This window comes from Lactobacillus delbrueckii subsp. bulgaricus, from assembly GCF_046938665.1.
In the GTDB taxonomy this organism is placed as follows: Bacteria; Bacillota; Bacilli; order Lactobacillales; family Lactobacillaceae; genus Lactobacillus; species Lactobacillus delbrueckii_C.
Map to the genome: position 1 here is coordinate 197,402 of NZ_JBKZCD010000001.1, position 13,689 is coordinate 211,090.

General features: G+C 51.6%; 16 protein-coding genes. 7 read left to right on the top strand and 9 right to left on the bottom strand.

Going from position 1 to position 13,689, the window contains the following annotated elements:
- The first annotated feature begins 43 nt into the window (after window positions 1–43).
- The gene (locus tag ACLUXO_RS00970; RefSeq protein WP_002877046.1) at window positions 44–232 is read left to right on the top strand and encodes a hypothetical protein; all 189 of its coding nucleotides are present in this window, start codon (window positions 44–46) and stop codon (window positions 230–232) included.
- Between the two features lie 62 nt (window positions 233–294).
- Here the strand turns inward: ACLUXO_RS00970 and ACLUXO_RS00975 are convergent, their stop codons facing one another.
- Genes ACLUXO_RS00975 through ACLUXO_RS00985 form a run of 3 tightly spaced genes read right to left on the bottom strand, consistent with a single transcriptional unit; the run spans window position 295 to window position 2,626 of the window.
- On the bottom strand, window positions 295–1,185 hold the full coding sequence (locus tag ACLUXO_RS00975) for an RluA family pseudouridine synthase (protein WP_412136030.1): 891 nt from the start codon (window positions 1,183–1,185) through the stop codon (window positions 295–297).
- A gap of 14 nt (window positions 1,186–1,199) precedes the next feature.
- Window positions 1,200–1,997 (bottom strand): NAD kinase, encoded by a 798-nt coding sequence (locus ACLUXO_RS00980; protein ID WP_412135954.1) that lies wholly within the window; start codon window positions 1,995–1,997, stop codon window positions 1,200–1,202.
- A complete protein-coding gene (locus tag ACLUXO_RS00985) occupies window positions 1,994–2,626 on the bottom strand; it encodes a GTP pyrophosphokinase (protein WP_412135955.1) in 633 nt (210 codons plus the stop codon). The genes ACLUXO_RS00980 and ACLUXO_RS00985 overlap by 4 nt, the downstream gene beginning before the upstream one ends.
- Window positions 2,627–2,729: 103 nt before the next feature.
- Between ACLUXO_RS00985 and ACLUXO_RS00990 the strand changes: the two genes are divergently transcribed.
- Together ACLUXO_RS00990 and ACLUXO_RS00995 are read left to right on the top strand one after the other, a co-directional pair.
- Window positions 2,730–3,332, top strand: coding sequence for a CYTH domain-containing protein (locus tag ACLUXO_RS00990; protein ID WP_412135956.1), 603 nt, complete (start codon window positions 2,730–2,732; stop codon window positions 3,330–3,332).
- Between the two features lie 80 nt (window positions 3,333–3,412).
- Complete coding sequence (locus tag ACLUXO_RS00995; protein ID WP_412135957.1) at window positions 3,413–4,057, top strand: DsbA family protein; 645 nt, start codon at window positions 3,413–3,415, stop codon at window positions 4,055–4,057.
- A 12-nt stretch (window positions 4,058–4,069) separates the two neighbouring features.
- Here ACLUXO_RS00995 and ACLUXO_RS01000 read toward each other — a convergent pair whose 3' ends face one another.
- The 6 genes from ACLUXO_RS01000 to ACLUXO_RS01025 all read right to left on the bottom strand — a co-directional run bounded on the left by ACLUXO_RS01000 (window position 4,070) and on the right by ACLUXO_RS01025 (window position 8,762).
- Window positions 4,070–4,930, bottom strand: a complete 861-nt coding sequence (locus tag ACLUXO_RS01000) for a competence protein CoiA (RefSeq protein WP_412135958.1) — start codon at window positions 4,928–4,930, stop codon at window positions 4,070–4,072.
- A 101-nt stretch (window positions 4,931–5,031) separates the two neighbouring features.
- Entirely contained in the window at window positions 5,032–5,781 is a 750-nt protein-coding gene (locus ACLUXO_RS01005; RefSeq protein WP_412135959.1) for an adaptor protein MecA, read from the bottom strand.
- Window positions 5,782–5,884: 103 nt separating this feature from the next.
- Window positions 5,885–6,289, bottom strand: a complete 405-nt coding sequence (gene spxA, locus ACLUXO_RS01010; RefSeq protein WP_270447465.1) for a transcriptional regulator SpxA — start codon at window positions 6,287–6,289, stop codon at window positions 5,885–5,887.
- Window positions 6,290–6,460: 171 nt separating this feature from the next.
- Window positions 6,461–8,188 (bottom strand): phosphoenolpyruvate--protein phosphotransferase, encoded by a 1,728-nt coding sequence (gene ptsP / locus ACLUXO_RS01015; protein WP_412135960.1) that lies wholly within the window; start codon window positions 8,186–8,188, stop codon window positions 6,461–6,463.
- Window positions 8,188–8,454, bottom strand: coding sequence for a phosphocarrier protein HPr (locus tag ACLUXO_RS01020; RefSeq protein ID WP_003614073.1), 267 nt, complete (start codon window positions 8,452–8,454; stop codon window positions 8,188–8,190). Before ACLUXO_RS01020 ends, ptsP begins: the two co-directional genes overlap by 1 nt.
- 107 nt (window positions 8,455–8,561) lie before the next feature.
- The gene (locus ACLUXO_RS01025; protein WP_296225879.1) at window positions 8,562–8,762 is read right to left on the bottom strand and encodes a hypothetical protein; all 201 of its coding nucleotides are present in this window, start codon (window positions 8,760–8,762) and stop codon (window positions 8,562–8,564) included.
- A gap of 168 nt (window positions 8,763–8,930) precedes the next feature.
- On the opposite strand from ACLUXO_RS01025, the gene ACLUXO_RS01030 reads away from it, so the two are divergent.
- From ACLUXO_RS01030 to ACLUXO_RS01045, 4 genes are all read left to right on the top strand, one after another.
- Complete coding sequence (locus ACLUXO_RS01030; protein WP_412135961.1) at window positions 8,931–11,126, top strand: ATP-dependent Clp protease ATP-binding subunit; 2,196 nt, start codon at window positions 8,931–8,933, stop codon at window positions 11,124–11,126.
- A gap of 116 nt (window positions 11,127–11,242) precedes the next feature.
- Window positions 11,243–11,521, top strand: coding sequence for a DUF1827 family protein (locus ACLUXO_RS01035; RefSeq protein ID WP_003617207.1), 279 nt, complete (start codon window positions 11,243–11,245; stop codon window positions 11,519–11,521).
- A gap of 292 nt (window positions 11,522–11,813) precedes the next feature.
- Window positions 11,814–13,478 carry a multicopper oxidase family protein gene (locus ACLUXO_RS01040; protein ID WP_412135962.1) on the top strand — a complete coding sequence of 555 codons (1,665 nt, stop codon included), beginning with the start codon at window positions 11,814–11,816 and terminating at the stop codon, window positions 13,476–13,478.
- Between the two features lie 21 nt (window positions 13,479–13,499).
- Window positions 13,500–13,688, top strand: coding sequence for a hypothetical protein (locus ACLUXO_RS01045; RefSeq protein WP_270447458.1), 189 nt, complete (start codon window positions 13,500–13,502; stop codon window positions 13,686–13,688).
- The last annotated feature ends 1 nt before the right edge of the window (window position 13,689 follow it).

Sequence of the window (13,689 nt, forward strand, 5' to 3'; positions counted from 1 at the left end):
GATTATTGCTTAAGGATAGCAAGCTAGAGGACGGTGAATAAACATGTTAAGTTTGCTTTGCTTACTTTTTATTTTATGGCTCTGCTGGAAGATGGGCGTGGCCCTCTGGCGGGTTCTGATCTTTTTGATCGGGGTCGGCCTGGCCTTTGCCTTGCTCAGCTCAGTAGTTTTGCCGCTGCTAGCCATCTGTGCCCTCGGGGGCCTGGCTTGGGCAGTAATCTCAAACGCGTAAAAACAGATAACAGATGAATAAGAAAAGGAGACAGGCCTGCCTGTCTCCTTTTTTGCTTTTTATTATTCCGCTTCTTGCTTCAGCTGCCGCCACAAGCCCTGCATGTCGCCTGGGTCGGGAATCTCAATCTCCCGCTCTTCCCCGCTGAAGGGGTTGGGGAAGGCCAGGTAGAAGCAGTTCAAGGCCTGGCGGGCAAAAGCATCCCTGGCCCCGTATAGGTCGTCTCCGTAAAGGACATGGCCGATGGAAGCCATGTGGATCCGGATCTGGTGGGTCCGGCCGGTCAACAGGCGGAGTTCAACCAAGCTGGCCCCCGGGACCTGGTCAAGGACCCGGTATTCAGTCAAAGCCCTTTGCCCCTTTGGGTTGACCTCCCGCTTGACCGTGTCCCCCACCCGGGCCAGGGGCTTGTCGATCAGGCCGCTTAAATCACCTTCGGCGAAGTTGCCATGGACGATAGCATGGTACTTTTTGATAAAAGCATCCTTGCCCAGCTTGCTGAAGCGGTCATGGGCGATGGCGTTCTTGCCCAAAAGAACCAGGCCGGAAGTGTCCTGGTCCAGCCGGGTCACGATGTGGGGCTTGACGTAGGCCGGGTTGACCCCCTGCTTTTCAAAGTAAGCCAGCACCCGGTTGATTACCGCGTCTTCCGCATGAAAGCCGGAAGGAATCGACAAAAGGCCGGCCGGCTTGTTGATCACCAAATAGTCAGCCGTTTCTTCAACAATCTCCAGGGGCCGGCGGGAGACCTTGAGCCAGGGGTTGACCGGCTCTTGGCCCATCAAAAAGTGGACCACGTCCCCTTCTTTTAGCCGGTAGCTGCCATTCCGGCGGTGGTGGTTGACCAGCATCATCCCGCCGTGGTTCTTGCAGTTGTTGACGGCCCGCCGGGAAAAACCTTTTTTCAGCAAAAAATGACTCAGCTGGCCTGGGTCATTTTTCGCAACAATCATTTTGTATACTTGCACTATCTGTCACCAATGAAGGCGTCGTTGACCCGCTCCCAAAAATGGTGGTGGCCATACTGGTAAAAGCGAATCTCTTCCGCCGCAATTTTATAATCTACTTTCTGCACGTCGGTCAAGCTGATCCTTTCCCCGTCGACGATCACGACCGCCCGGTCGGAAATCTTCGGTACGATGGTGATCCACTCATCCGGGGCAATAACGATGGGCGAGCCCACCGTCCGGAAGACCAGGTTGTTGATCGAGGCAATTTCGGTCAGCTGCAGGGCCTTGAGGCGGGGGTGGATTACCGCTCCGCCCAGGGACTTGCTGTAGGCCGTTGACCCGGTCGGGGTTGACACGCAAAGCCCGTCGCCCCGGAAATTCTCAAAGCGCTCGCCCCCGAGCCAGACCTCAGCTTCCATGGTCTTGGAAATCCGCTTGATTGAGGCTTCATTTAAGGCCAAAAAGCGCTTCTCCCCGCAGCTGGTGGTTACCTTCATGTCCAAAAGCGGGTAGCCCACCTCGTTTTCTTCAACGGGATGGCTGGCCAGGGCGTCAACCAGCTTCTCCATGTCGTAGTTCCGCCAGTCGGTGTAAAAGCCCAGGTGGCCGGTGTGGATGCCGGCAAAGCAGACCTTGTCCAGCTGCTGCTTATACTTGTGAAAGGCAGAGATCAAGGTCCCGTCACCGCCGACAGAAATTACCAGGTCGGGATGCTGCTGATCCTGCAAAATGCCTTTTTCCGCGAGCAGCACCTGCAGGTGCCGGACCGCCACCTGGGTGGTCACGCGGTCATTGTGAACGATAGCTACTTTCATGACTTTTCCTTGCCCTTGTTCTTGGTGAAGATCTTCTGCGCTTCCTTGACCTCATTTCTGATCGAGGACATCTCTTCATCCAGCTGGTAGGCAGCTTCCGCCGTCCGCTTGAGCCGCTCTGAAATATCTTCTGGGTAGGCCCCCTGGTACTTGTAGTTCAAGGTGTGCTCAACTGTGGCCCAGAAGTTCATGGCCAGAGTCCGGATCTGGATTTCCGCCAAAAGGCGCTTGGACCCCTCGGGCAGATAAACCGTGTAGGCCACCACCATGTGGTAGGACCGGTAGCCGGACGGCTTGGCATTTTGGATATAGTCGCGCTCTTCGACGACTTCCAGGTCATCGCGGGCGTGGAGCAGGTCAACGACCCGGTAGATGTCATCGACAAACTGGCACATGATCCGGATACCGGCAATGTCCTGCATGTCGGTTTCGATCACGTCCGGGCTGATGACCCGCCGCTGCATTTTCTCTTTAATGGAGTCGACCGTTTTCACCCGGCCAACCACGAATTCTATTGGCGAATGCTCTCCCTTGGTCAAGAAACTCTGCCGGAGAGCTCTGAATTTAACTTTTAGTTCATTTACGGCTTCATTGTATGGCCATAAAAAAGTATCCCAATCAGTAATCACAGACATTTTCCTTCCATCTCAAACAAATTCATTTTAACATAGATGTTAGCGAAAGCACCAACGCAAGCTTTTTAATTTTTATCTAACAAAGGAGTCTTAAAAAATGAGCAAAAACCGCGAAATTGAAGCCAAAGTCGCTTTAGACCAGGCCAGCTATGAGGCTATCGTCGCTGCCTACCCGGTCAAGAGCGACTTCAAACAGAGCAACCACTATTTTGACACCCCGGACAAGCAGCTAAAAGAAGACCACAGTGCCCTCAGAATCCGCTGCTTTACAGACCGGGCCGAGGAAACCATCAAGGTTCCGGTCAAGAAGCTGCAGGAGACCTACCATGAAAGCCTGGAAATCAATGATGATTTAACCCTGCCTGAAGCCGAGGACTTTTTAAAAAAGGGCCGGCCAAGCCTGACTGGCAATGTCGGCCAGTACCTTTTAGAGCATTACCCGGACAAAGCCAGCCAGCTGACCCTTTTTTCCTGGAGCAAGACCCGGCGGATCCTTTTAGACGGGCCAAAGGGCTGCGAGCTGACTTTAGACCAGACCAGCTACCCCGACGGCTACCAGGACTGGGAAATGGAAATTGAAAATGACTCCCCGGCCGCTATCCAGGAAGCCCTGGCCGAAATCAAGACCCGCTTTGCCCTGCCAGTTAAGTCCGCCAACAACCAGAGCAAGATTGCCCGGGCCAGCCAGCATGCCAAGTAAGAGCAGGCGAAAGCTTTTCTTTTGTTTTCAAGTAAAAGTTTTGTTAAAGTAGCAGATGAAACAAAAATTGGAGGTCGACCATGTTCGAACTTTTTCTGTTTATCAATCCGTTAGGTTTGTCCTGCTACCAGCTTGAAAAACGCATCCGGCTATTGGCGGCAGAACTGCAGCTTGAAATTTCCGTCAATTACATTCCCCTGGTAACCATGGAAGCCATGAAGGCCGACATGGTCAAGCGGAACTGGAACTTCAACACTTCCATCAATTTAGCCAATTATCACAATGCCTCAATCAGCGCCCAGAGCTTTTACTATGCCGTGCAAATCGCTTATGGCAAGAAGAAGGCCAGGAGCTTTTTGTTCAAGTTGCAGGAAAGTTTGAGTGACGGCCAGCGGTCTTATTCCCCGGCCTTGGCTGAAGAATTGCTGGAAAGCCTCAATATCAAGCCAGAGAAAATTTCATCTACTTTGAATGATGCCTGCCTTAAAGACGTCATTGCCCAGGACCAGCAGCTGGCCAGGAAATTCCAAATCACGGCCCTGCCTTCAACCGTGGTTTTTGACGACCAGATCGATGACAGCGGTCTCTTGCTTGACGGTGAATTAAGCGACGACGACCTCCTGCAAATTTTCCAAAACAGCGCGGACAGCTGCCTTGAACCCTTGCTGCAGCTGACGGAGAATGCTCCGCTTTATTATCCGGTCAGCCACCTGCATCTCGTATAGCCAGCCTCTTCTTTAGGGGCTGGTTTTTTGCTGCAAAAATTTCAAGAGCCAGCTTTTCTCCCCTGGCCTGCGCCAAGTGGCAAAAGCTTCCTTGGGCAAAGTAAAGACAGTATAGCCGGCCAGGTACATCAATTCCCCCAGCTTCTGGCCCAGCTTGCTCTTTTCCTTCAGCTGCTGGTCCAGATAGTCCCGCTCCTTGACCCAGTCAGAGGCCAAAGGAGGGGGCAAAAGGGGCCGGAAGTGCCATAAAGCGGCAATCCCTTCCGCGTCCAAGGCGAAGTCCACCTGCCGGTACAGCAGGGTCTGGCTGACAGGGGCCTGCCTTATTTGGTACTTCAATCTAATCAAGCCTGCCTCTTGGTGGATTTCCAGATAATAACTCCCCCAGCACCGGTTTTCCCGGAAAAAGATCAGCTGGGTCTGCTTTAGCTTTTCCCCTAAAAAATGCCGGCGGCCGACCAGCCAGACATCCTTAATCCCAATCGCCTGGTAAAGGGCATGCCGGTGGGCAAACTCCCCCTTGCTTAAGGGCGCGCACTGGACTTCAAAGGCCAAGAGCGGCGTAGCCAAAACGTCAGCCCGCAAGGCTCCGTCAGCCAGTGGCACTTCAGTTTTCGCATTTAGCCCCGCCGCGGTCAAAGCGGCTTTGAGGAGCATTTTCCCCTGCCGGTGCTCCTCTTGTTCTCCTAGCCCCCGGTAAGCCTGGTAGTGCTTGAAAAAAGGCTCTGCCTTCTGTGATAAAACCAAGATGACCGGTTTCTGGCAGCGCGGGCAGCGGTAGACTTCCTGGTTGAGATAGGCCGGGTTCTCCCGGACCTTGCCGGCCTCGCTGACGGCCAGGACCAGTTCTTTATTTAATAAAGCTGCGTACAAAATAATCCCCCATTAACTAGTACGCCAAAAGAGGGAGATTTTTTTAAAAAAGCAAAAATAAAAGGACTCCCGAAGGAGTCCTTAAATTATCATCTGGATTCTTAAGCCCGCTTGCTGGCAAACTGCCGGCGCAAAGCCCCCAGCGCGTCCTGCTGGAAGAGGCACTGGCCGTGGGCTTGGGCCTGCTGGAATTCGTCAGCGGACACCTGGCGGCCAAATTCATTGGCGATCGCCCAGGCATCAGCTGGCTTGATTTCCGCGTAATTCTCGTCCATAAAAGCCAGCTTGAGGTAAAACTGCTGCTTGTAGTAGTAGACGCTGGAAGCCAGGTCACTGACCTTGAGGCTGTCCGCCAAAGCCAGGAGGTCATCGATATCGTCAAAGACTAAAACATGGGTCTCCTGGTAGCTCCAGTAGTCCTCGTAGTCTTCATCATCGGTGTTGCCCAGGTCCTGCATGATCACCGGGTCCATCTCAGTATTGGCGTCATCAGCCGGGTTCAAGTCGGAAAAGGCCCAGTCATCTTCCTCAACTGCTTCCGCCATATCGTCTCTGACCCCATTGGCTTCAGGATCAAAGAAGCGCCGCATTTCTTCTGGCAGGTCGCTGCCTGCATTCATCTTGGTAATCAGGAGATCGATCCCGCCATCGTTGGGCATGACCTGGAAAGTCACCGGCGCATCGCTGGCAAAGTCATTGTCCTCGTCTACTTCGCGCAGAACTGACAGGAAGAATTCCTGGACTCTTTCCCGGTTGCCGAGCAAATCCAGGATCTTCAAGCCCCGCTGGTTCAGATCCTCCCGGGTCATGCTTACGCGGAGCGTGTTCTCGTTCACCTTTTCAACACGCATTCTCAATCCCTCCTTTGTGTGTACTGTTATTGTAACCTAAAAAGCCGACAAAGCAAAAGCGTTAGCTTCTAGAAGCCAACGCCTGCAACTTTCTATTCTGAAATTATAAATCCTGGTCTGCCAGGCGCTTAGCCCGGGCCATTTCCAGCCGGCGCACGCTGCGCGGCAGGAAGCGGCGGATTTCATCTTCATTGTAGCCAACCTGCATCCGGCGGTCATCCAAAATAATTGGCCGTCTCAGCAGGCTTGGGTTCTTTTCAATCAAATCGATCAGTTCATTCATTGAAATGTCGTCCAGGTCGATGTTCAGCTCTTGGAAAGCCTTCGACCGTGTTGACACGATTTCTTCCGTGCCTTCTTCAGTCATTCTCAGAACATGAATGATTTCTTCCCGGTTCAAAGGATCTGAAATAATGTTTCTTTCCTTGTAGGGAATATTGTGTTGTTCAAGCCATTGCTTTGCCTTGCGGCATGAGGTGCAGCTTGGAGAAACATATAAATCTACCATTGTTACCACGCTCCTTTAAAATGAGATTGCATGAACACACATTCGTTACTTACTATATAGTTTAGCATGGATACTTACAAAAAGGAAGGGGGTAATGGGCTTTCTTTTAAATTTCTTAATTAATCAAGCAAAAAAGCGGTCAGCTCACGCTAATCGCTTTTAATTTGCTCTTTACTTGTCAGCCATCAAGTTCTTAACCAGTTCGATGTTGTCTTCGTTGGTCAATGATTCCTTGGTTGCCTTGTCAGCCAGGCTGGCGAGTTCTTCAGTTGAGAGCTTCTTCATTTCGTTTCTGATCCGCAGAATTGAAGTTGCGCTCATTGAGTATTCGTCCAGGCCCATGGAAAGCAGGATTGGGAACATGATTGAGTCACCAGCTGCTTCACCGCACATCCCGCACCAGATGCCAGCTTCGTGAGCTGAGTCGATCGTGTGCTTGATAAGGCGGAGAACTGACGGGTTGTATGGCTGGTAGAGGTAAGAAACGTTTTCGTTGCCCCGGTCAGCAGCCATAGTGTATTGGATCAAGTCGTTGGTCCCGATTGAGAAGAAGTCGACTTCCTTGGCAAATTGGTCTGCCAGAACGGCAGCTGCCGGAACTTCGATCATCATGCCGACTTGCAGGTCGTCGCCAACCTTGACGCCTTCCTTGACCAGCTTGTCCTTTTCTTCAGCCAAAACAGCCTTGGCTTGGTGAAGTTCGTCCAAAGTACCGATCATTGGGAACATGATCCCCAGCTTGCCGTAAGCTGATGCTCTCAGCAAGGCCCGCAGCTGGGTGCGGAAGATTTCCTTGTTCTTCAGGGACAGACGAACGGCCCGGATACCCAGGAATGGGTTCATTTCTTCTGGCAGGTCCCAGTAGGACAGGTGCTTGTCGCCACCGATGTCCATGGTTCTGATGATAACCTGCTTGCCGTTCATGCCTTCCAGAACCTTCTTGTAAGCTTCAAACTGGTCTTCTTCAGTTGGGAAGTCGTTTGAGTTCATGTACAAGAATTCAGTTCTGAACAAGCCGACTGCTTCAGCACCGTTTTCCAAAACGCCAGCCAGGTCGTCTGGAGTACCGATGTTGGCAGCGATCGTGAAGTGCTTGCCGTCAGCAGTTACTGATGGTTCGTCCTTCAACTTCCGCCATTCAGCCTTTTGCTTAGCGAAGTCGTCGCCCTTCTTGCGGTAGTCAGCCACTTGTTCTTCGCTTGGTTCAACGATGGCCACCCCATCCAAACCGTCAGCAATCAGCATTTGGCCGTTTTCTACAGAAGTGGTGATCTTTTCAGTCCCGACAACAGCTGGGATTTCCAAAGACCGGGCCATGATGGCTGAGTGGGCAGTCCGGCCGCCCAGGTCAGTTACGAAGCCCTTAACGTACTTCTTGTTCAATTGTGCCGTATCACTTGGCGTCAAGTCTTCAGCCACCAGAACTACTTCGTGGTCGATGCTTGCCAAGTTAGGCAGTTCCTTGCCTAGCAAGTGCGCCATGATCCGCTTTGAAACGTCGCGGACGTCAGCAGCACGTTCTTGCATGTAGGCATTGTCAGTCATGCTTTGGAAGATAGTGATGAAGTTTTGGGCAACTTCGTCCAAAGCTGCTTCACTGTTGACAGCGTCGCTCTTGATCTTGGCGCTGATCTGGCCAGTGAATTCAGGGTCTGACAGGAACATCAAGTGGGCGTCAAAGACTTGCGCTTCTTCTTCACCCAAGCTTTCTGCGGCAACCTTGCGGATGCTTTCCAATTCAGCTTGTGATTCGGCAACTGCCTTGTCAAAGCGGGCTACTTCAGCTTCCGCGTCGGCAACGGACTTCTTTTCAAAAGAAAGGTCCGGTTCGACCAGGAGGTAGGCTGGAGCAACAGCAACGCCGTCACTGGCTGCGATACCCTTCAAAGTTTCAGTCATTATTCAGCCAAACCTTCTTTTGACATAGTTTCAGCAACAGCTGCGATAGCTTCCTTTTCGTCATCGCCTTCAGCGCTGATAGTTACGTCTGCACCTTGGCCAACACCCAATGACATTACGCCCATGATTGACTTAAGGTTAACTGACTTGCCGTTGTATTCCAGGTTGATGTCTGAACCAAACTTTGAAGCAGCTTGTACCAACAAGGTAGCTGGACGAGCGTGAATACCAGTTTCAGCGATAATGTGAAATTCTTTCTTTTCCATCGTAAATTATCTCCTTTAAAAATCAAGAATTGGGTACCAAAGTACCGTTTCTCTTAAAGAATAACATGTTTTCGAGGTCAATACAACTTAATTTGTAAATGTTTTCATTAATACTTGGGCTTATTCTCTATCGAAGTATAGGTAATAACCCCGCCACGGCCAGCCCGGCCGGTGATTTTCTTGTTTTTTCCGTAATTGCGCAGGCTTTGCTGGAAAGCAAACGCATCTTCCGGGTCCTTCTGCGGGTCGATCTGGTACTCCAGCAAGTCGCCTGAGACCAATTGCTCCAAAATATCAGTATAGTCCATATTAATGTCACAACCTCCTGTCCATTATTTTAGCGCAATTTTTTGTCAAAATTAAAGGAAGAAGTCTCAAAGGCCGGCTATTTTCTCCCCCGAGACTTAGCACTTGACTAATCAGAGTGCTAAGTCCTATAATTTAGGCAGAACTTTGATGAAAGGCGGTATTTTAACATGTTGTGTCAAAACTGCCACCAACGGCAGGCCTCGATACATCTTTACACGAAGATCAACGGCCAAAACAAAGAAATCGACTTATGTCAGCAATGCTACCAAGAGTTAAGGAATCAACAAGGCAATCAAATGAATAATGACAACTTTTTCGGTGACTTTGACGACCTCTTCAACGCTTTGAACGGGCGGTCAAATGGCGCAAACCGTGACAACAACCAAAATCCATCCGGCCCAACCCCAGGCCGGGGCGGCAATGGCGGCGGCCAGTCCCTGCTTGACCAGTTCGGGACGGACTTGACTGCTTTGGCCAAGAAGGGCAAGATCGATCCAGTTATCGGCCGGGACCGGGAAATCGCCCGGGTAATTGAAATCCTCAACCGGCGGACCAAGAACAACCCGGTCCTGATCGGGGAAGCCGGGGTCGGCAAGACCGCGGTTGTAGAAGGCCTGGCCCAGGACATCGTGGACGGGTCAGTTCCAGCCAAGTTACAAAACAAGCGGATCATCTCCCTCAACATGGTTTCCATGGTGCAAGGGACTGGGATCCGGGGCCAGTTTGAACAAAGAATGCAGCAGCTGCTCAAGGAACTGCAAAGCCAGCCGGACATCATCCTCTTTATCGATGAAATCCACGAAATCGTCGGCGCCGGCAATTCTGAGGGCGGTATGGACGCTGGCAACATCATCAAGCCAGCTCTGGCCAGAGGTGAGCTGCAGTTAGTCGGGGCCACGACCATCAAGGAATTCCGGGAAATCGAAAAGGACTCCGCCCTGGCCCGGCGCTTCCAGCCAGTTGAAGTCAAGGAACCAAGCATCGACGAGACATTCAAGATCCTCAAGGGGATCCAGAAGCGCTACGAGGACTACCACCACGTCAAATACACTGACGACGCCATCGAAGCCGCCGTCAAGCTGTCTGCCCGCTACATCCAGGACCGCTTCCTGCCAGACAAGGCCATCGACCTTCTGGACGAAGCCGGGTCAAGAATGAACTTGACCATCCCTTACATCGATAAGGAAAAGATCCAGGAAAGAATCGACGCGGCTGAGAAACTCAAGCAGGATGCCTTAAAGAACGAAGACTACGAAAAGGCGGCCTACTACCGCGACCAGATTGAAAAATACGAGAAGCTGAAGGATCAAAACGTCGACCCGGACAAGACCCCGACCATTACGGCCAAGGTCATGGACAAGATCGTGGAAGAAAAGACCAACATCCCGGTCGGTGACATCCAGGCTCAGGAAGAAAACCAGCTGGCCAACCTGGCCAGCGACCTCAAGGCTAAGGTTATCGGCCAGGACGAGGCCGTTGACAAGGTGGCCCGGGCCATCAGAAGAAACCGGATCGGCTTCAACAAATCCGGCCGGCCAATTGGCTCCTTCCTCTTTGTTGGCCCGACCGGGGTCGGCAAGACCGAGCTGGCCAAGCAGCTGGCCTTAAAGATGTTCGGCAGCGAAGACGCCATGATCCGCTTCGACATGTCCGAATTCATGGAGCAATACTCCGTCTCCAAATTGATCGGGTCTGCCCCGGGCTATGTCGGCTATGAAGAAGCCGGCCAATTGACCGAACGGGTCCGCCACACCCCATACAGCTTGATCCTTTTGGACGAAGTTGAAAAGGCCCACCCGGATGTTTTGAACCTCTTCTTGCAGATTCTTGACGACGGCCGCTTGACCGACTCACAAGGGCGGACTGTTTCCTTCAAGGACACGATCATCATCATGACCTCAAACGCCGGCCAGGGAATCAAGACGGCCAGCGTGGGCTTCGCGGCAGAAAACAACAAGAATGAAGCTGAAGAAACCCGCAAGGTGATGAGCCAGTACTTCAAGCCGGAATTCTTGAACCGTTTTGACGACATCATCCAGTTCCACCCATTGAGCAAGGGCAACCTCCTGCAGATCGTCAACCTTCTGTTGGACAAGACCAACGCCATGGTCAGCGACCAGGGCCTGCACATCACGGTTACTGACACGGCCAAGGACAAGCTGGTTGAAGAAGGCTACGATCCGGAAATGGGCGCTCGTCCGCTTCGCCGGGTCATCCAGGAAGAAATTGAAGACAAGGTGGCCGACTACAAGCTGGACCACACTGAAGCCAAGCAATTGGTGGCTGACTTAAAGGACGGGGAAATCACGATTTCCGAAGAAGTTCCTGCCCTGCCAGCTGCTGAAGCGAGCGAAGAAAAATAACTATCTCTGAGCAGAAAAAACAAGGATTATCCAAAAAGGATCCTTGTTTTTTTCTTGAATGCGTTATAATGAAAGTGAGGGGAATATCAGAGATAAATAGAAACGGGTGAAGTTTTATGCACTTAATTGATGTTACTAATAGCTATGCCGAATTAGTTCACAGTCAGCTAAATACTACGAGCGTGAACTACGTGAAAGTTTACTCCTTAGGCAACACTACCGTAGTTTATACCGAAAGCCCAATCGCCATCGGGATCGTTCTGGAAAACCACCACCGCAAGATCCGTGAGGAAGAACTCGAATTTGTAATCAAGCGGCTGATTCCCGACCAGACCAGCTATCAGCTTACGGTTGACAAGCACCGCCGGGTCGTCGAAATCCACGTTGACAAGTAATCCCTGCAAAAAGAGCCCTACCGGGCTCTTTTTTTCTTCCCTGTCTTCTTTCCTTATTCTTTTCAGCAAAATTCAAAAAATACCTGTTTTTTAGCAAAATTGCAGATTTACTTGCGAAAAACAGCCTTTTTTTCAAAAAAATTGTCAAAATTGACCTATGTCAATTTTTTTATTAAAAAATAGTTCTACAATCTGCTTTGAGCACTGGAAAGCGCTTTTAGAAAAGAAAGTGAATGTGTAAAAAGCAGCAATTTTAAACTGTTGATTTAGTAAAAATAAGGAGGCACTGAACATGACAGTTTATCCGGATTACTTTTATGCTGAAAAAGACTTTGACAAGAACCACATGGGCTACAAGCCACTGACCATTCCAGCTGGCGTTGAGGCCCAGCCTTTGGCTGTTCCCCCGCTTTTGGCGCCGGACAAGGTTGACGGCAATGACATCTACTACACCATCGAGGCCCAGGAAGGCGAAAGCCAGATCCTGCCAGGCAAGAAGACCAAGACCTGGGGCTACAACGCTCCCCTTTTGGGCCAGACCCTGGTAGTCAAGACCGGGCAAAGAGTCCACGTGCGTTTGAAGAACAGCCTGCCTGTCCTCACTTCATTCCACTGGCACGGCATGGAAGTTCCGGGACCAATTACTGACGGCGGCTGCCACGCCCCAGTTTACCCTGGCGAAGAAAAAGACATCGAATTTACGGTCAAGCAGCCAGCCGCTCTGACCTGGCTGCACGCCCACCCATGTCCGTCAACGGCCATGCAAGTCTGGATGGGTCTGGCCATGGGGGTTGTGGTTACTGACGACAACGAAGCCCGCCTGCCGATTCCAAAGAACTACGGGGTTGACGAATTCCCAATCATCCTGCAAGACCGGACCTTCCACGACAACCAGCTCGACTACCGGGCTGACTACGACCCGATGGGCGTCTTTGGTGAAGTGCCTATGATCAACGGCGTGGTCCGTCCTTACGTTGACGTGACGACCCAAAAGGTCCGCCTGCTCTTCTTGGGCGGGTCTGACCGCCGGGAATGGCGCCTGCACTTTGAAAACGATCTGACCATGACGCAAATCGGCGGGGACGACTCCTTCCTCAGACACCCGATTGACGTTAAGAAGCTTTTGATTGGGCCAGGGGAAAGACAACAAGTCATCGTTGACTTTGCCGGCTACAAGGAAGGCGACGTTGTCAGCCTCTACACTGACGACTTCAAGCTGGTTGAATTCCGCATCCACGCCTTTGAAAAAGACGACCGTGAACTGCCATTCAACATCTTCACTCCGGACGACCCGGCTGTAAACAGCGAAGCGCCAGTCCGCCACGTAACCATGGACGACCACGACAAGATCAACGGTCTCCGCTTCGCCATGGACAGAATCGACATGAAGCAGACCTTGAACTCAGTTGAATACTGGGACGTAACCAACACCAACAACTCTGCTTCAGGGATGCTGCACCCCTTCCACATCCACGGGGCCCACTTCCTGGTTGTTTCCCGCAACGGACAAAAGCCTTACCCGAACGAAATCAATGTCTACAAGGACACTATTGAAGTCGGCCCAGGCGAAACTGTCCGCCTGAAGGTCTACTTCCAAAACGCCGGGGTCTTCATGTACCACTGCCACATCATCGAACACGAAGATGCCGGCATGATGGCCCAGATCCAAATTGTTGACCCAAAGGATCCAGACAAGACCTACAAGCTGATGGACATGGAAACCATCACCAACGCCTTTGCTGAAGAAATGGGCGTTGAACCTGGTGAAGTCTTCATGCCAGGGATGGACGTTGAAGACATGGATATGGGTGCCTGCTTCCACGCGGCTGAAGCCGAAACCAGCCGCCGCTTGGTCGAAGCCGTTACTGCCGCTTCAAGAGCCGGCCATGAAGGCCACCACGACGCCGCTTCTGGCGCCAGCCACCACGACGCGACCAGCGGGGCCAGCCATCACTAAAAAATTTGGAGGAAAAGAATTATGATGAACAACAACCTTTACTTGAAGATTTTATGGGTCTTACTGTACGGCATCGTCGCCTTCTACACCTTTACCGACAAGATGATGATGGCCATGTACTGGATGGCCGGGGTAATGTTTGCCCAAGCGGTCATTGACCTCGTTTACTACTTTTTGCCAAAGAGCAAAACAGAAATGACTGAATGCTAGT